At 66.3% G+C, this 16,621-nt stretch carries 13 protein-coding genes and 3 tRNA genes; 14 read left to right on the forward strand and 2 right to left on the reverse strand.

From position 1 onward, the window contains the following. Positions 1–8 precede the first annotated feature (8 nt). On the reverse strand, positions 9–1,445 hold the full coding sequence (locus tag AC07NY_RS18055; protein WP_494584979.1) for a multicopper oxidase family protein: 1,437 nt from the start codon (positions 1,443–1,445) through the stop codon (positions 9–11). A gap of 188 nt (positions 1,446–1,633) precedes the next feature. On the opposite strand from AC07NY_RS18055, the gene AC07NY_RS18060 reads away from it, so the two are divergent. The 6 genes from AC07NY_RS18060 (at position 1,634) to AC07NY_RS18085 (ending at position 8,773) form a co-directional block, all read left to right on the forward strand. Continuing rightward, positions 1,634–1,718 (forward strand) — tRNA-Leu (locus tag AC07NY_RS18060). 90 nt (positions 1,719–1,808) lie between these two features. Then, positions 1,809–3,239, forward strand: a complete 1,431-nt coding sequence (tig, locus tag AC07NY_RS18065; protein WP_494584980.1) for a trigger factor — start codon at positions 1,809–1,811, stop codon at positions 3,237–3,239. A 263-nt stretch (positions 3,240–3,502) separates the two neighbouring features. Then, positions 3,503–4,126, forward strand: coding sequence for an ATP-dependent Clp protease proteolytic subunit (locus tag AC07NY_RS18070; RefSeq protein WP_257731782.1), 624 nt, complete (start codon positions 3,503–3,505; stop codon positions 4,124–4,126). Between the two features lie 266 nt (positions 4,127–4,392). Next, the gene (gene clpX, locus AC07NY_RS18075) at positions 4,393–5,664 is read left to right on the forward strand and encodes an ATP-dependent Clp protease ATP-binding subunit ClpX (RefSeq protein WP_199092832.1); all 1,272 of its coding nucleotides are present in this window, start codon (positions 4,393–4,395) and stop codon (positions 5,662–5,664) included. A 346-nt stretch (positions 5,665–6,010) separates the two neighbouring features. Further along, positions 6,011–8,437: an endopeptidase La gene (lon, locus tag AC07NY_RS18080; protein WP_492283584.1), complete on the forward strand. Its 2,427-nt coding sequence runs from the start codon at positions 6,011–6,013 to the stop codon at positions 8,435–8,437. A 123-nt stretch (positions 8,438–8,560) separates the two neighbouring features. After that, on the forward strand, positions 8,561–8,773 hold the full coding sequence (locus AC07NY_RS18085) for a hypothetical protein (protein ID WP_494584981.1): 213 nt from the start codon (positions 8,561–8,563) through the stop codon (positions 8,771–8,773). 26 nt (positions 8,774–8,799) lie between these two features. On the opposite strand, the gene AC07NY_RS18090 is transcribed toward AC07NY_RS18085, so the two are convergent. Then, positions 8,800–8,875, reverse strand: a tRNA-Val gene (locus AC07NY_RS18090). Between the two features lie 116 nt (positions 8,876–8,991). On the opposite strand from AC07NY_RS18090, the gene AC07NY_RS18095 reads away from it, so the two are divergent. The 8 genes from AC07NY_RS18095 to AC07NY_RS18130 all read left to right on the forward strand — a co-directional run bounded on the left by AC07NY_RS18095 (position 8,992) and on the right by AC07NY_RS18130 (position 16,612). Continuing rightward, complete coding sequence (locus tag AC07NY_RS18095) at positions 8,992–9,459, forward strand: hypothetical protein (RefSeq protein WP_494584982.1); 468 nt, start codon at positions 8,992–8,994, stop codon at positions 9,457–9,459. 116 nt (positions 9,460–9,575) lie between these two features. Continuing rightward, positions 9,576–9,652 (forward strand) — tRNA-Asp (locus AC07NY_RS18100). Positions 9,653–10,091: 439 nt separating this feature from the next. After that, positions 10,092–10,991, forward strand: coding sequence for a LysR substrate-binding domain-containing protein (locus tag AC07NY_RS18105; RefSeq protein WP_492283581.1), 900 nt, complete (start codon positions 10,092–10,094; stop codon positions 10,989–10,991). A 107-nt stretch (positions 10,992–11,098) separates the two neighbouring features. Further along, positions 11,099–12,070: an ABC transporter permease gene (locus AC07NY_RS18110; RefSeq protein ID WP_494584983.1), complete on the forward strand. Its 972-nt coding sequence runs from the start codon at positions 11,099–11,101 to the stop codon at positions 12,068–12,070. Beyond that, entirely contained in the window at positions 12,070–12,990 is a 921-nt protein-coding gene (locus tag AC07NY_RS18115; protein ID WP_494584984.1) for an ABC transporter permease, read from the forward strand. The genes AC07NY_RS18110 and AC07NY_RS18115 overlap by 1 nt, the downstream gene beginning before the upstream one ends. Positions 12,991–12,993: 3 nt before the next feature. Continuing rightward, on the forward strand, positions 12,994–13,965 hold the full coding sequence (locus tag AC07NY_RS18120; RefSeq protein ID WP_494584985.1) for an ABC transporter ATP-binding protein: 972 nt from the start codon (positions 12,994–12,996) through the stop codon (positions 13,963–13,965). After that, positions 13,962–14,990: an ABC transporter ATP-binding protein gene (locus AC07NY_RS18125; RefSeq protein ID WP_494584986.1), complete on the forward strand. Its 1,029-nt coding sequence runs from the start codon at positions 13,962–13,964 to the stop codon at positions 14,988–14,990. The genes AC07NY_RS18120 and AC07NY_RS18125 overlap by 4 nt, the downstream gene beginning before the upstream one ends. A 14-nt stretch (positions 14,991–15,004) precedes the next feature. Continuing rightward, the gene (locus AC07NY_RS18130) at positions 15,005–16,612 is read left to right on the forward strand and encodes an ABC transporter substrate-binding protein (protein WP_494584987.1); all 1,608 of its coding nucleotides are present in this window, start codon (positions 15,005–15,007) and stop codon (positions 16,610–16,612) included. Positions 16,613–16,621 lie beyond the last annotated feature (9 nt).

Raw genomic sequence — 16,621 nt, forward strand, 5'->3', positions numbered from 1 at the left:
GACCCGGACTAGGTGACCTCGAACCAGCTCCACAGCCCCAGATCGAAGCGTTCCAGCACCGTCGACGAGATCAGCCAGCGGCCGGGATTGTCGGCGATGAAGGCGATATGCAGCTTCTTGCGCTCGGGGATCTGCACGGTGTCGAGGAAATAGTTCTCCCAGCCGTCGTCGAGCGGGTGCAGCAGCCGGAAGCTGTGGCCGTGGACATGGAACGGCTGGATGAAGGCGGTGCGGTTGTCGATCGCCATGACGATCGGCGTGCCGCGCTTGACGCTGAACAGCGGCTTGCCCTCGAAGGAGCCGGTGCCGCCATTGACCCGCCACGGGCTGGCGAGGTCGAGCCCGGTGAAATCGAGCTTCTGGTCCTCGGTCAGCTTGGCGCCGCCCTCGATCACGAGTTCGGGGCGAAGCGCATCCTGCATGCGCACGCCGAGGGGCAGGGCAGGGTTGAGCTTGAGGGCGGGCGCGGCTGCCGGCGGCACCTGTGGCTGCCCCGCGGTCACGATCCGCACCAATGGCAGCCCGCCGCCGATCAGGGCGCTGACATTGACGGCGGCGCCGACCTCGATCGGCAGGTCGAGGATGACGTCGTAGCGCGTGCCCGGCGCGAAGGGCAATTGCGCGCGCACCGGCTCGAAACTCTCGGTCGGCTGGCTGTCGACCGCGATCACGGTCGCCTTGCCGCCGTCGAAGCGCAAACGCATGATCCGGGCATTGCAGGCATTGGCGAGCCTGAGGCGGATGCGCGCGCCGGGCCTCGCGGTGATAGGCAGCGGCGGCGAGCGGCCGTTCACGGTGAGCCAGCTGCCGAGGCGCCCGGCCGAGGCCGCGGCGTTGCCCTGCAGCACGAAGGGCTGGATCGCCTGGTCGTCGCCGATGAGCCAGTCGGTGATGAGGAGGGGCAGGTCGAGATCGACGGCAGGCGGCTCCTTCTCCTCGACGATGACGAGCCCACTCAGGCCCCGGCCCGCAGGTTCGGATGAGCCGCCGGTTCGAAGCGGGCGATAGAGCAGGGTGCCCGAATCCTGCGGCGTGATCCGGAACTCGCCGATTTCCCCGGGCGCGATCGGCGGGCGCGTGAAGCTGGTGGCGCCGTCTCGCTCGGCCTCGCCGCGCAGGCCGTACCAGTGCAGGTCGAGCGGCGCCGTGGTCTTGTTCTCAAGCTTCACGGCCAGCGTCTCGCCCTGCTTGATTCGCAAGGGCGGGGCCGGCGTCGCGCCATCGAAGGTCCAGATTTCCGTATCGACCGGCGGCGACGGGCGCAGCCGGGCCTTTGTCGGGGCGGCGACGAGCGATTGCCGCTGCGGCTCGCTTGCCGGCTTGGCGGTCGGGGCGGGAACTTGCGCGAGACCTGCCGAGGGCGCGACCAAACAAGCGCCGCCGAGCCCCGCCAGCACATGGCGGCGCGTGAGCGAGGGGCGGGCGGCGGCGGGCGGCTTCGTCATGGCCTATCGCATAATCCGGCCGGCCGGTTCTGGCGAGAGCCGGTCCAGCCCCGGCTTCGAAAAGCGCTGCGGGTGGCCTGTTTTGCAGAACCGTCATTTTTTTGCTGCATGGCCCGGCCGAAATGCGTATAGGCCTGCGGCTTGACGATGGCCGCGCTGCGTTTGCTCGCGCGCAGCGCTATCGGCCGGCGGGCGTGGCGGAATTGGTAGACGCACTGGTTTTAGGTACCAGCGGCGAAAGTCGTGGGGGTTCGAGTCCCTCCGCCCGCACCACTGGCATAGTTTTTCGCGAGCGCGGCGGCGGTCGGAACCGGCGTCGCGCTTTGGACATTGAGACGTAAACGAGCTGTTGGCGGTACAAAAATGAACGTGACCGAAACCCTGTCCCAGGGCCTCAAGCGCGAATTCCAGGTGGTGCTGAATGCCGCCGACCTGAAGACCAGGCTCGACGGCAGCCTCCAGGACCTCCAGGGCAAGGCCAAGATCAATGGCTTCCGCCCGGGCAAGGTGCCGGTCGCGCATCTGCGCCGCCTGTATGGCCGCTCGGTCATGTCCGACGTGCTGCAGAACGCCGTCAACGAGGCGAACCAGAAGATCGTCGCCGACAACAACCTGAAGCTCGCCTTCGAGCCGCAGATTCGCTTCCCCGAGAACAAGGACGAGATCGAGGCCGCGATGGAGGCCAAGGGCGATCTCGCCTTCACCGTCGCGCTTGAGGTTCTCCCGAAGATCGAGCTCGCCGACCTCTCGGACGTCTCGCTCGTGAAGCCGGTCGCCGAGGTTCCGGACGCCGATGTCGACGCCGCGCTGCTGCGCATGGCCTCCGGCAACCGCAGCTACACCTCCAAGGGCGAGAAGGCCAAGGCCGAGAAGGGGGATCGCCTGATCATCTCCTTCGTCGGCACGCTCGACGGCGAGAAGTTCGACGGCGGCACGGGCGAGGGCATTCCGCTCGACCTCGGCGCTGGCCAGTTCATCCCGGGCTTCGAGGAGCAGCTCGAGGGCGCCAAGACCGGCGAGACCCGCACCGTCAAGGTGACCTTCCCCGAGAACTACGCGGCCGAGAACCTTGCCGGCAAGCCGGCCGAGTTCGAGGTCACCGTGACCGACGTGCAGGGCCCGGAAGCCATCGAGATCAATGACGAGCTGGCCAAGGCCTTCGGCATGGAGTCGCTCGACAAGCTCAAGGAAGCCGTGAGCGAGCAGATCGGCCGTGACTTCACCGCCCAGTCGCGCCGCAAGCTCAAGAAGGGCCTGCTCGACGCGCTCGACGGCAAGTACACCTTCGAGCTGCCGCCGACCCTGGTCGAGCAGGAGTTCGCCAGCGTCTGGAGCCAGGTCGAGGCCGACATGAAGCAGGCCAACAAGACCTTCGCCGACGAGGACACCACCGAGGACGCCGCCCGCGCCGACTACCGCAAGATCGCCGAGCGCCGCGTGCGCCTGGGTCTCGTGCTGGCCGAGATCGGCGAGCAGGCCAAGGTCCAGATCTCGGATGACGAGGTCACGCAGGCCCTGATCGAGCGCGCTCGCCAGTTCCCGGGCCAGGAGAAGCAGGTCTGGGACTTCTATCGCAAGAACCCGCAGGCTCTGGCCGAAATCCGCGCCCCGATCTTCGAGGAGAAGGTCGTCGACCACCTCCTCGGCCAGGTGAAGGTCGAGGACCAGACGGTTTCGCGCGAGGCGCTCTACGCTGACGAGGACGCCGAGGAGACCTCCGAGGCCAAGCCGAAGAAGGCCGCCGCCAAGAAGACGAAGAAGGCCGAAGCCAAGGCCGACGACGCCTCCGCCTGAGCATCGGATCGAAAAGTGGGCACCACTTTTCGGAACAATCTGATGCTGGCCAGAGAGCCGGCTCGCCACCTTGCGTCCGATCGGACGCCCGGCGATTTGGCCTTCACGGCAACCTTAACGACAGCATTTGCGCCGCCGGCCTTCGCGACCGGCGGCGCTTCCCTTTTCAGCCGCGATTGCCGTGCTTATGTGGGTGGCTTCCTAAACGCTGCCGATTCGACATCTCGCTGGGTTTCCCAGCGCTCCACCTCAAGGACAGATCCATGCTTCGCGATCCGCTCGAGACCTACAACAATCTCGTCCCGATGGTGGTCGAGCAGTCGAGCCGCGGCGAGCGCGCCTTCGACATCTATTCGCGCCTTCTGCGCGAGCGCATCATCTTCCTCACCGGCCCGGTCGAGGATTACTCGGCCTCGCTGATCGTGGCGCAGCTCCTGTTCCTCGAAGCCGAGAACCCCAAGAAGGAAATCTCCTTCTACATCAATTCGCCGGGTGGCGTGGTCACCTCCGGCCTCTCGATCTACGACACCATGCAGCTGATCCGCTGCCCGGTGACGACGGTCTGCATCGGCCAGGCCGCCTCGATGGGCTCGCTCCTGCTGACGGCCGGCGCCAAGGACATGCGTTTTGCCCTGCCGAACGCCCGCATCATGGTTCACCAACCCTCCGGCGGTTTCCAGGGCCAGGTCACCGACATCCTGATCCACGCCAAGGAAGTCGAGAGCCTGAAGAAGCGGCTGAACGAGATCTACGTGAAGCACACCGGGCGCTCCTACGAGGACATCCACGCCGCGCTGGAGCGCGACAATTTCATGACCGCCGAGCAGGCCAAGGAATTCGGCCTGATCGACAAGGTCATGGAGCGCCGGCCGGAGACCGAGGCCTGACCCGGCGCTCGCGATCCTGTGGGTTGGCCCGGCTGATCGGAGCCCCCATATTGAATGAGAGACGGCCCCGTGTTTGCATGGGGTCGGGGGTGAGCGGACGAGCGCTCCATTCTGATCCGGCTTGGGCCGGCCCTGCGTATCCGAATGTACCGGAACGGGCCGTTAACCTAATCATCGTGATCTGAGCGCTTAGATATGACGGAGAGACGACGGCTGCATCCGCCTCGCGCGATGCGGCTCACGGCTCCCGAACTGGAGATGGACGGATGGCTAACAAGCCCGGCGGCGACTCGAAGAGCACGCTTTACTGCTCTTTCTGCGGCAAGAGCCAACACGAGGTGCGCAAGCTCATTGCGGGCCCGACCGTGTTCATCTGCGATGAATGCGTCGAGCTCTGCATGGACATCATCCGCGAGGAATCCAAATCCGCGCTGGTGAAGTCGAAGGACGGCGTGCCGACCCCCAAGGAAATCCGCAAGGTCCTCGACGACTATGTCATCGGCCAGGAGCACGCCAAGAAGGTGCTCTCCGTGGCGGTGCACAATCACTACAAGCGCCTCTCGCACGCGACGAAGCAGAACGACGTCGAGCTCGCGAAGTCGAACATTCTGCTGATCGGGCCGACTGGCTCGGGCAAGACGCTGCTCGCGCAGACGCTCGCCCGCATCCTCGACGTGCCCTTCACCATGGCCGACGCGACGACGCTGACCGAGGCCGGCTATGTCGGCGAGGATGTCGAGAACATCATCCTCAAGCTGCTCCAGGCCTCCGACTACAATGTCGAGCGGGCGCAGCGCGGCATCGTCTATATCGACGAGATCGACAAGATCAGCCGCAAGTCGGACAATCCCTCGATCACCCGCGACGTTTCGGGCGAGGGCGTCCAGCAGGCGCTGCTGAAGATCATGGAAGGCACCGTCGCCTCCGTGCCGCCGCAGGGCGGGCGCAAGCATCCGCAGCAGGAGTTCCTGCAGGTCGACACGACGAACATCCTCTTCATCTGCGGCGGCGCCTTCGCCGGTCTCGACAAGATCATTTCGAGCCGCGGCAAGGGCACCTCGATCGGCTTCGGCGCCAAGGTCGAGGCCCCGGATGATCGCCGCATCGGCCAGATCTTCCGTCAGGTCGAGCCCGAGGATCTCCTGAAGTTCGGCCTGATTCCCGAATTCGTCGGCCGTCTGCCGGTCCTCGCGACGTTGGAGGATCTCGACGAGCCGGCGCTGAAGACCATCCTGACCGAGCCGAAGAATGCGCTGGTCAAGCAGTATCAGCGCCTGTTCGAGATGGAGGACACCCAGCTCACCTTCACCGACGAGGCCGTCAGCCTGATCGCCCGCAAGGCGATCGAGCGGAAGACCGGCGCGCGCGGCCTGCGTTCGATCATGGAAGGCATCCTGCTGGAGACCATGTACGAACTGCCCGGCCTGGAAGGCGTCGAGCAGGTGGTGATCGGCCCCGAGGCTGTCGAGAACAAGGCCCGCCCGCTCTTCATCTATGCGGAGCGCGAGGACGAGACGAAGACCGCTTCGGCTTCCTGATCTCTCACCGATTGCGACAACAGGACGCGCGCCCTTGGCGCGCGTTTTGCGTTTCAGATGGCATGGGCTGGCCGCGGTTTCGCATCGCAACAGCCCTGCGCGAGATTGAACCGCTGCAAGGCGCGGTATCCGTCCTTCGTCTGCTGCAGGACAGCGGTGCATGAGCCGGATACCTCGCTTGAAAGCCGGCGAGGAAGTCTCCACTTTAGGTGCACTTGCGAGAGTCGCATGCCTGATGAGGGTGCGATGCGCGAGGGCGGAGAGGCGAATGGTCGCCTAGGCCGCACACGTCCGATCGCTCCGCCCATCTTGGGGGTCCGCCGGGCGCAACTGCAAAGGAACTGCCATGACTGGCTCGACGCCCCGCGCTCCTTTCGTCACAGGCGAGACCGGCACCTATCCGGTTCTGCCTTTGCGCGACATCGTCGTTTTCCCCCACATGATCGTCCCGCTCTTCGTCGGCCGCGAGAAGTCCATCCGCGCGCTTGAGGAAGTGGTGAAGACGGACGGGCTCATCCTGCTGGCGACCCAGAAGAACGCCGGTGACGATGACCCGCAGCCCAACGAGATCTACGAGATCGGCACGCTCGCCCGCGTGCTGCAGCTCCTGAAGCTGCCCGATTCCACCGTGAAGGTGCTGGTCGAGGGCGTCGGCCGCGCCAAGGCGCTGTCCTATTCCGCGTCCGATTCCTTCTACGAGGCCGAGGCCACCGGCCTTGCCGAGGAGGAGGGCAAGAAGGTTGAGGTCGAGGCGCTCGCCCGTTCGGTCGTCAGCGAGTTCGAGAGCTATGTGAAGCTCAACAAGAAAATCTCGGGCGAGATCGTCGCTGCGGTCACGCAGATCGACGAGCCGGCCAAGCTCGCCGACACCGTCGCCTCGCATCTGGCGGTCAAGATCGCCGATCGCCAGGGTGTGCTGGAGATCACCAACGTCGCCCACCGCCTGGAGAAGGTCCTGTCGCTCATGGAGAGCGAGATGTCCGTGCTCCAGGTCGAGAAGCGCATCCGCTCGCGCGTCAAGCGCCAGATGGAGAAGACCCAGCGCGAGTACTATCTCAACGAGCAGATGAAGGCGATCCAGAAGGAGCTGGGCGACGGCGAGGAAGGCCGTGACGAGCTGGCCGAGCTGGAAGAGCGCATCGCCCAGACCAAGCTGACCAAGGAAGCCCGCGACAAGGCGACGGCCGAGCTGAAGAAGCTGCGCCAGATGTCGCCGATGTCCGCGGAAGCGACTGTGGTGCGCAACTATCTCGACTGGATGCTCGGCATTCCGTGGGGCAAGAAGTCGAAGATCAAGAAGGATCTCAACGCAGCCCAGCTCGTGCTCGACGACGATCATTTCGGCCTGGACAAGGTCAAGGACCGCATCGTCGAATATCTTGCCGTGCAGCAGCGCGCCAACAAGCTCGCCGGTCCGATCCTGTGCCTCGTCGGCCCTCCGGGCGTCGGCAAGACCTCGCTCGGCAAGTCGATCGCCAAGGCGACCGGCCGCGAGTTCGTGCGCATGTCGCTCGGCGGCGTGCGTGACGAGGCCGAGATCCGCGGTCACCGCCGCACCTATATCGGCTCGATGCCCGGCAAGATCATCCAGTCGATGAAGAAGGCCAAGACCTCGAACCCGCTCATCCTGCTCGACGAGATCGACAAGATGGGCCAGGACTTCCGCGGCGATCCCTCGGCGGCCCTGCTGGAGGTGCTCGACCCCGAGCAGAACTCGACCTTCAACGACCATTACCTCGAGGTCGATTACGACCTGTCGAACGTGATGTTCGTGACGACGGCGAACACGCTGAACATCCCGCCGGCCCTGCTGGACCGCATGGAGGTGATCCGCATCGCCGGCTACACCGAGGAAGAGAAGACCGAGATCGCGCGCAAGCACCTGATCGCGAATGCGATCAAGAAGCATGGGCTCGACGGCAAGGAGTGGTCGATCACCGACGACGCCCTGCAGACCCTGGTGCGGCGTTACACCCGCGAGGCCGGTGTCCGTAACCTCGAGCGCGAGATCTCTAACACGGTCCGCAAGGGCGTGAAGGACATCGTGCTCGGCAAGAAGGCCAAGGTGGTCGTCGATGAGCCGCTGCTGGAAGAGTATCTCGGCCCGCCGCGCTATCGTTACGGCATGGCGGAGACGGAAAATCAGGTCGGTGTCGTCACCGGTCTGGCCTGGACCGAGGTCGGCGGCGAATTGCTGACGATCGAGGGCGTCATGGTGCCCGGCAAGGGCCGCATGACCGTCACCGGCAACCTGCGCGACGTGATGAAGGAATCGATCTCGGCGGCGGCATCCTATGTCCGCTCGCGGGCTGTCGATTTCGGCATCGAGCCGCCGCTCTTCGACCGGCGTGACATTCACGTCCACGTTCCCGAAGGGGCGACCCCGAAGGACGGCCCGTCGGCCGGCATCGCGATGGCGACCACCATCGTCTCGATCCTGACCGGCATCCCGACCAATCGCGACGTCGCCATGACCGGCGAGGTCACGCTGCGGGGCAGGGTGCTGCCGATCGGCGGTCTGAAGGAGAAGCTCCTGGCGGCGCTGCGCGGCGGCATCAAGAAGGTGCTGATCCCCGAGGAGAACGCCAAGGACCTGATCGACCTGCCCAAGTCGGTGAAGGACGGCATGGAGATCATCCCGGTCGCGCGCATGGAGCAGGTGCTCCAGCACGCGCTGACCCGCCAGCCGGTTCCGATCGTCTGGGAGGAGGATCTCAAGGCCGCGCCGCCCAAGGGAGCGGATGACGAGGCAGCGGGCCTCGTCGCCCACTGACCTTAGGTCTCGGAAGAACGAACCGCCGGTGCGCAAGCGCCGGCGGTTTTCGTTTGGCGCGACGCGATTGCGACGCGGCTTGCCCAAGCCCATCTTGAGCCTGTTTCAACAGGCGGGAGAGCTATGAAGCTGCGACATTGTCCGAAGCCCAGGCCACAGCCGGATCGCTGGGCGGCGTTCGACAGCCTGCCGCAGCTGGCGCGGCAGGCGCTGGCGCAGGCCGCTTATCCGCTTGACCCACTTAAGCTGGTTGGCGTGGGGGATGCTGAAGAAGCGTTGCGCCGCATCGACCAGCTGGATGCCGCAGCCAGGCGGCGTGCGGATCGCGCGGCATAGCCAGATGCCATCGATGTGCGGGATGATGGTGGGCGGTGACGGGCTCGAACCGCCGACCCTCTCCGTGTAAAGGAGACGCTCTACCAACTGAGCTAACCGCCCCACGCGGTCGCGTTTAAGGCCTCGGCAGCCGCATCGCAAGCGTTGTCGGGCAGGCCGCCCGCAAACATCGGCCAGAGGCCGAATTCCGCCATCTTCATCGTCACCCTGCAGCGACCATGAAGACACGCTGCCTGATCCGCCCTCGTCCTGTTCTGAGCCATGCAGGCGTCGCTGCTTGTGTCGGGCTCGCCTTGGCCGCGGGGCAGGGTGCGGCACAGACGCTCGTGCCCGATTCCTTCTTCGCCGATCGCCCCGCCTTCTCGCATCCCGAGCAGCCCGCCAAGCCGGCGAGCTGCGAATCCATCGCGGCGCAGCTTCCCGATTCGATTCCTGCCGATTCGCGCGTCGACATGGCGATTGCGGGAACGGTGAGTCTCGTCCGGACCGATGGCGCGCTCTGGTATGTCGCGGTTTGCGCCGAGCCGGGCGTCCGGGTCCTCTGTGTGACCTACGGCGCCGGCGACCTGAAACCGGGCGACAAGGCGGTTCTGCGCGGCGGATACAACCGCCAGGACAAGCGTCATGTCCTGCTCGATCCCTGCCTCGCATCCCCGGAGAACGGGGCAGGCGCAGGCGAGCAATAGGAGAGGTCGAGGATATTTTTCCCCAGATGTGATTTTGCCGGCGACACTCGCTTGACACATCCGGCCGGGGGCAATACTCACCACGTCGCTGACGGCGAATGCCCCAGCCGCCCTGCGCGGGCGTAGCTCAGTTGGTTAGAGTGCCGGCCTGTCACGCCGGAGGTCGCGGGTTCGAGCCCCGTCGCCCGCGCCATGTATCTCCCTGAAGATACTGATCTTTTCTTTCTCTCAAAAATCTTGGAACGCCTCGGTCCGGAGTAACCTGACCGGCTGTTGCGGAACGATGAGCCGCTTTCGGCTGCGGCCTGTGCGCGTCGATCTTTCCTTCGCGCCCGGGAGCGGCCGACGCCGATCTTGCCCCAAATCGACGTGATCGCCGCCTGGCAGGACGCAGGCTCGGCCGCGTGATCCAGCGTCATCCGCACTCCGCACGGGCCCGGACCTCTGGCGAAAACTTGTCCATCATGGTCCCGGCCTCTCAGGGGTCGGGGCCTGCGACAATCTCAGGACGGTTCCCCTGTGCCGTGGACATGATCCATGGTTGTCTGGTTCCTGGGGAACCGACACCGGATTCCGATGACGACAATCTCGCATGATCTCTTGCTGCAACTGCACCGCGTGAAACTCGGCCAATGAAGATCCGGCAGATCGAGATTTTCCGCTCCGTGATGGCGGGTGGATCGACCATCGCCGCCGCCACCGCGCTGGGTCTCTCACAATCGGCGGTGAGCCGGCAGCTCACGCAGTTGGAGGAGGAGCTCGGCTTCGAGCTCTTCGAGCGCAGCAAGGGCCGCCTGCTGCCACGGCCGGAGGCTTTCGCCCTGATGGACGAGGTCGGCGAGCTGGCCTCGCTGGTCGCGCGGCTGAAGCGCTATACCGAGGATCTGCGGGCCGGGACCGTAGGCCAACGCTTCCTCAAGGTGGCCGTGCCGCATTCCTTCATCGCGACGGTGATGCCGGAGGTGATCGAGACCTATCTCGCCCAGCGCCATGACGCCTCGGTCGAGCTGATCGGAGGGCATTACGATGCGATCGAGCAGATGGTGCTGGCCCGGGCGGCCGATATCGGCTTCGTCAGCCTGCCGCCACGCGACAAGGGCTTCGATGCCCGTGAGATCGTGCACTCCGAGTCGGTCTGCATCATGCCGGCCGGCCATCCGCTGGCGGAGAGGCCGAACCTCGTGCCGCGCGACCTCTCGGGGCATCACCTGATCATGCTCGGCCGCCAGCGGCCGGCGCGCCTCGCCTTCGAGCGGCAATTGCGGCGGGCGGGCGTCTTCCCGATCGTGCGCATCGAGGTCCATTCCGTCGAGGCCACCTGCGGGCTTGTCGCCCGTGGACTGGGCGTCGCCGTGGTGCCCGAGCTGATCGCGGGCCTCTATCGGCACCTGCCGATCGAGCAGCGCCCGTTCAGCCCCTGCATCCACGGCGCCTACGGCATCGTCACGCTGAAGGGCGCACCGATGTCGCGCTCGGCGGAAGCCTTCACCGACATCCTGAAGAGTCGGCTGGAGGCGCAAGGTCGGACATAGCCCGATGCGCTTTGCGCATAAGGTTGCGCGGGTTTCCGGCGCCGCTCATGGTCGGCGCGACAGGTGAACGGCGATCACGCCGCTCTGTCATACGCCGGGAGCCATCGATGACCGTCTTCGTCATTCGACGATTGATGCAGAGCCTGCTGGTGCTGGCGGCGACCGCCGTCATCGTCTTCGTCGGCGTCTATGCCATCGGCGATCCCGCCGAGATGCTGATCGCGCCCGATGCCACCCCGGCCGAGCGGGCCCAGGTCGAAGCCTCGCTCGGTCTCGATAAGCCGCTGCCGGTGCAGTTCCTCGCCTTCCTCGGCAACGCGCTCAAGGGTGATCTCGGCCGTTCCTTCGTCTTCAACCAGCCCTCGATCTCGCTGATCTTCGAGCGTTTGCCGGCGACGCTGGAGCTGGCGCTGGTCGCGATCCTGATTTCGCTTGTCATCGGCATCCCGCTCGGTCTGATCGCCGGCCTGAAGCCGCGCTCCGTCGTTGACGAGACGATCATGACCGGCTCGATCCTCGGCTTCAGCCTACCGAATTTCTGGCAGGGCATGATGCTGGTGATGATCTTCTCGGTCTGGCTCGGCTGGCTGCCCTCGAGCGGGCGCGGGCCGACCGGGCAGATCTTCGGCATCGAGACCAGCTTCGCCTCCTGGGAGGGCATCCGCCACCTGATCCTGCCGGCGACCAACCTCGCCTTGTTCAAGCTCTCGCTGGTGATCCGACTGACGCGGACCGGCGTGCGCGAAACCATGCCGCTCGATTTCGTCAGGTTCGCCCGCGCCAAGGGGCTCACCGAGCGCCGGGTCGTGCTCGTGCATGTGCTGAAGACGATCATGATCCCGCTCGTCACCGTGATCGGCATGGAGATCGGCTCGCTGATCGCCTTCGGCGTCGTCACCGAGACGATCTTCGCCTGGCCGGGCATCGGCAAGCTGCTGATCGATTCGATCATGCGGCTCGACCGGCCGGTGGTGGTCGCCTATCTGCTCGTCGTCGTCAGCCTCTTCATCGTGCTCAATTTTGCGGTCGACGTGCTCTACTCGATCCTCGATCCGCGCATCCGGCTGGGGCGCAACTGATGGCCCTTGCGAAACCCGCCCTGTTCGCGGCGCTGCGCCCCGATGCCGACAGCCTGCTGGCGCGCTCGCTCGCCGGCGTCCTGAAGAGCCCGAAGGCGACGATCGCCGCCGTCATCTGCATCCTGCTGATCCTGACCGCGGTGTTTGGCCCGGCGCTGGCCCCGCAGGACCCCTACGACCTCTCGACGCTCGACATCATGGATTCGAAATTGCCCCCCGGCTCGGAGAGCATGAGCGGCACGGTCTACTGGTTCGGCACCGACGTGCAGGGCCGCGACATGCTCTCGGCCATGATCTACGGCCTCAGGACCTCGCTCTTCGTCGGCGTCCTCGCCGGTCTCGTCGCGCTGGTCGTCGGCACCGTGCTCGGTCTCTCGGCCGCCTATTTCGGCGGGCGCATCGATACCGCGATCATGCGGCTGGTCGACCTGATGCTGGGCTTCCCGACCCTGCTCGTCGCGCTGATGTTGCTCGCCATCCTCGGGCAGGGCGTCGGCAAGGTGATCTTCGCGCTTGTGCTGGTGCAATGGGCGATGTTCGCCCGTGCCGTTCGCGCCGCGGCCCTGGTCGAGAAGGGCAAGGACTATATCGAGGCGGCCAGGATGCTCGGCCTGTCGCGGCCGCGCATGCTCTTCGGCCATCTCCTGCCGAACTGCCTCTCGCCGCTCATCGTCATCGGCACGCTCCAGGTCGCGAATGCGATCTCGGCTGAGGCAACGCTGTCCTTCCTCGGCATCGGCCTGCCGATCACCCAGCCCTCGCTCGGCCTCCTGATCGCCAACGGCTATCAGGTCCTGCTCGCCGGCCAGTACTGGATCAGCGTCTATCCCGGGCTCTTGTTGCTCACCCTCGTCTTCAGCATCAACATCGTCGGCGACCGGCTGCGCGAGGTGCTGAATCCCCGTCTCGCGGAGCGCTGAGCCATGCCCCCGGTGCTTGTCGTCGAGAATCTCGAAACCCAGTTCGCCAGTTCGGCGGGCGTGGTCCGCGCCGTGGACGGCGTCTCCTTCAGCGTCGATCGTGGCGAGATCCTCGGGCTCGTCGGCGAGTCCGGCTCAGGCAAGTCGATCACCGGCTTCTCGATCCTGGGCCTGATCGAGCCGCCCGGACGGGTCGCGGGCGGGCGCATCCTGTTCCAGGGCGAGGACCTCGTCGGGCTCCCGACCGAGCGGTTGCGGCGCCTGCGCGGCAAGAAGATCGCGATGATCTTCCAGGACCCGATGATGACGCTCAACCCGGTGCTCTCGATCGAGACGCAGATGGTCGAGGCCGTGCTCGCCCATGATGCGGTCTCGCGGGAAGAGGCGCGGGTGCGTTCTCGCGATGCGCTCGGTCTCGTCGGCATTCCCTCGCCCGAGGAGCGATTGAAGGCCTATCCGCATCAGTTCTCGGGCGGCATGCGCCAGCGCGTCGCCATCGCGATCGCGCTGCTGCATCGGCCCGATCTGATCATCGCCGACGAGCCGACGACCGCGCTCGACGTCACCATCCAGGGCCAGATCCTGTTCGAGGTGCGCCGGCTGGCGAGCGAGTTCGGCATGGCGCTGATCTGGATCAGCCACGATCTCGGCGTGGTCGCGAGCCTCGCCGACCGGATCGCGGTGATGTATGCCGGCCGCATCGTCGAGACCGGCGCCACCGACGATGTGCTGGACCGGCCCGCACACCCGTATACGCGCGGCCTGATGGAAGCGCTGCCGGCCAACGCGGCGCGCGGCGAGCGGCTGCATCCGATCCCCGGCCTCTCGCCGTCTCCGCTGGCACGGCCCGCCGGATGCGCCTTCCGGACCCGCTGCTTCGCCGCAAGCGACATCTGCCAGCAGGAGCCGAGCCAGCAAGGCAGCGGCCATAGCTTCCGCTGCCACCACCCGCTCGTGTCCGGAGCAGCAGCATGACCGCAGCCCTGATCGAAGGACGCGGCCTCGTCCGGCGCTTTTCCCGCGGGCTCGACGCGGCGGAGAAGCTCGCCCGTGTCCTTGGCGCGAACATCTCCGAAGAAACCGTCCATGCCGTCGAAGGCGTCGACATCGCCATCCGGCAGGGCGAGGTTCTCGGCCTCGTCGGCGAATCCGGCTGCGGCAAGTCCACGCTCGGCCGCCTGCTGGCCGGGTTGCTGCCGCTGACCGAGGGCACCTTGCTCTGGCAGGGCAAGGACGTCGCCTCGCTCTCGCGCAGCGAGGCGCTGGAGATGCGCCTGGCCGTGCAGGTGATCTTCCAGGACCCGATGTCCTCGCTCAACCCGCGCAAGCGCGTCGTCGACCTCGTCGGCGAGGCGCCACGGGTGCACGGCCTCGTGCGGGCAGGGGAGGTGGACGACTATGTGGCGGAGCTGCTCGAGAAGGTCGGGCTCGACCCCTCCTACCGCAAGCGCTACCCGCACCAGTTCTCCGGCGGCCAGCGCCAGCGCATCGGCATCGCCCGGGCGCTCGCGGTCAAGCCGCGATTGATCGTCTGCGACGAGTCGGTCTCGGCGCTCGACGTCTCGATCCAGGCGCAGGTCATCAACCTGTTCATGGATCTGCGCGAGGAGCTCGGCCTGACCTATCTCTTCATCAGCCACGATCTCAGCGTGGTGAAGCATATCAGCGACCGCGTCGCGATCATGTATCTCGGCCGCGTGGTCGAGACCGCGCCGGCCGATGCCTTCTTCGCCGCGCCGAACCACCCCTATACCGCCGCCCTGCTGCGCGAATTGCCCTCGGTGAAGGAGCGCCGCCGCGCCTTCACGCCGATCCGCGGCGAAATTCCCTCGCCGCTACATCCGCCCTCCGGCTGCGCCTTCCATCCGCGCTGCCCGCGCATCTTCACGCCCTGCGCCCAGGCGCGGCCAGCACTCGAACCGATCGCTGAGGGACATCTCAGCGCCTGCCATCTCAACCAGGCCGCCGCCGTATCGCTCACGGCCGGCGGCAGCGCCTGAAGAGGAGATATCGCATGACCTCCAAGCTTCGCCCGACCGCCAAGCCTCGCCTCACCGCGCTCCTGCCCTTGCTCGCCAGCGCCGCCTGGCTCGGCAGCGCGGGTATCGCCCAGGCCGCCGACCTCGTCATCGGCACGGCGAGCGAACCCTCGGCGATGGACCCGCTGTTCTCGCGTACTGGCCCCAACCAGAACATCGCCATGCAGATCTTCGACCGGCTGGTCGAGACCGATGCGCATCTGCGCATGCAGCCGAGCCTCGCCGAGAGCTGGTCGGCGGTCGAGCCGACGACCTGGCGGATCAACCTGCGCAAGGATGCCCGCTTCCAGAGCGGCAAGCCGGTCACGGCCGACGATGTCGCCTTCTCGCTGGAGCGCGCCCGCAACGTGCCCAACAGCCCGGCGCCGTTCTCCAACAACGTCTCGGGCGTGGTCTCGGCCAAGGCGATCGACGCGACGACGCTGGAGGTGAAGACCGAGGTGCCGACGCCGGACCTGATGGAGCGGGTCGGCTTCGTCTACATCCTCGAGCGCGCCTCCGCCGCGGGCAAGAGCCTGCAGGACTACAACAAGGGCGACGGGCTCGTCGGCTCCGGCCCCTACAAGTTCAAGGAATGGGTGCCGGGCGACCGCGTCATCCTGACCCGCAACGAGGGTTATTGGGGGCCGAAGCCCGCCTTCGAGACGGTGACGATCCGCTTCATCGCCAATGATGCGGCCCGCGTGGCGGCGCTGCGCTCGGGTGCGGTCGACCTGATCGACGGCGTGCCGCCGGCCGATCTGCCGGTGCTGGAGAAGACGGCGGGGCTCAAGGTCCACGCGATCCCCTCGGCCCGCCTGATCTACCTCGCCCTCGACACCGCGCGCGAGGAGAGCCCCTTCGTCACCGACAAGGACGGCAAGCCGCTGAAGCCCAACCCCCTGCAGGACCTGCGGGTGCGTCAGGCGCTGGCCAAGCTGATCAACGTGCCGGCGATCGTCGAGCGATTGCTGAATGGAGCCGGCGTGCCGGCCGGCCAACTTGTGCCTGAAGGCGTCGCCGGCTTCGACCCCGCGCTCAAGCCGGTCGCCAACGACCTTGCCGGCGCCAAGACCCTGCTGCAGCAGGCCGGGCTGAAGGACGGCTTCGGCATCACCATCCATTCCTCGAACGACCGGTTCGCTGGCGACAAGGATATCGCGCAGGCGATCGGCCAGATGTTCTCGCGCGGCGGCATCAAGGTGAACGGCGTGATGACGCAGCCCTATAACGTCTATGCCAGCGCCGCGAGCCGGCAGAGCTTCTCCGCCTTCATCTTCTCGCTGGGCACGACGACGCCGACCGCGGGGCCGGGCATGCGCAACCTGTTCATGACCGCTGACTCGAAGGCCGGCACCGGCGGCTTCAACCGGGCGCGCTATTCCAACCCGGCCTTCGACAAGGCGTTGGCCGAGGCGCTGACGCAGTTCGACGAGGGCAAGCGCATCGCCGGCATCCAGGCTGCGACCAAGACAGTCTTCGCCGACCTGCCGGTGATCCCGCTCTACTGGCAGAAGATCGCCTGGGCCTCGAAGGCCAACATCACCTACGAGGCCAACATGGCCGAGGACACCACGGCGGCGCGGGCGGGGCTGGCGAAGTGAGCCCGCAAT

The sequence above is a fragment of the Allobosea sp. GW821-FHT09G06 genome, from assembly GCF_059416005.1.

Bases quoted from the DNA above. Each gene is read 5' to 3' on its own strand.
- AC07NY_RS18055 (WP_494584979.1), bottom strand. From the start codon at position 1,445: ATGACGAAGCCGCCCGCCGCCGCCCGCCCCTCGCTCACGCGCCGCCAT.
- tig (WP_494584980.1), top strand. From the start codon at position 1,809: ATGAACGTGACCGAAACCCTGTCCCAGGGCCTCAAGCGCGAATTCCAG.
- AC07NY_RS18070 (WP_257731782.1), top strand. From the start codon at position 3,503: ATGCTTCGCGATCCGCTCGAGACCTACAACAATCTCGTCCCGATGGTG.
- clpX (WP_199092832.1), top strand. From the start codon at position 4,393: ATGGCTAACAAGCCCGGCGGCGACTCGAAGAGCACGCTTTACTGCTCT.
- lon (WP_492283584.1), top strand. From the start codon at position 6,011: ATGACTGGCTCGACGCCCCGCGCTCCTTTCGTCACAGGCGAGACCGGC.
- AC07NY_RS18085 (WP_494584981.1), top strand. From the start codon at position 8,561: ATGAAGCTGCGACATTGTCCGAAGCCCAGGCCACAGCCGGATCGCTGG.
- AC07NY_RS18095 (WP_494584982.1), top strand. From the start codon at position 8,992: ATGAAGACACGCTGCCTGATCCGCCCTCGTCCTGTTCTGAGCCATGCA.
- AC07NY_RS18105 (WP_492283581.1), top strand. From the start codon at position 10,092: ATGAAGATCCGGCAGATCGAGATTTTCCGCTCCGTGATGGCGGGTGGA.
- AC07NY_RS18110 (WP_494584983.1), top strand. From the start codon at position 11,099: ATGACCGTCTTCGTCATTCGACGATTGATGCAGAGCCTGCTGGTGCTG.
- AC07NY_RS18115 (WP_494584984.1), top strand. From the start codon at position 12,070: ATGGCCCTTGCGAAACCCGCCCTGTTCGCGGCGCTGCGCCCCGATGCC.
- AC07NY_RS18120 (WP_494584985.1), top strand. From the start codon at position 12,994: ATGCCCCCGGTGCTTGTCGTCGAGAATCTCGAAACCCAGTTCGCCAGT.
- AC07NY_RS18125 (WP_494584986.1), top strand. From the start codon at position 13,962: ATGACCGCAGCCCTGATCGAAGGACGCGGCCTCGTCCGGCGCTTTTCC.
- AC07NY_RS18130 (WP_494584987.1), top strand. From the start codon at position 15,005: ATGACCTCCAAGCTTCGCCCGACCGCCAAGCCTCGCCTCACCGCGCTC.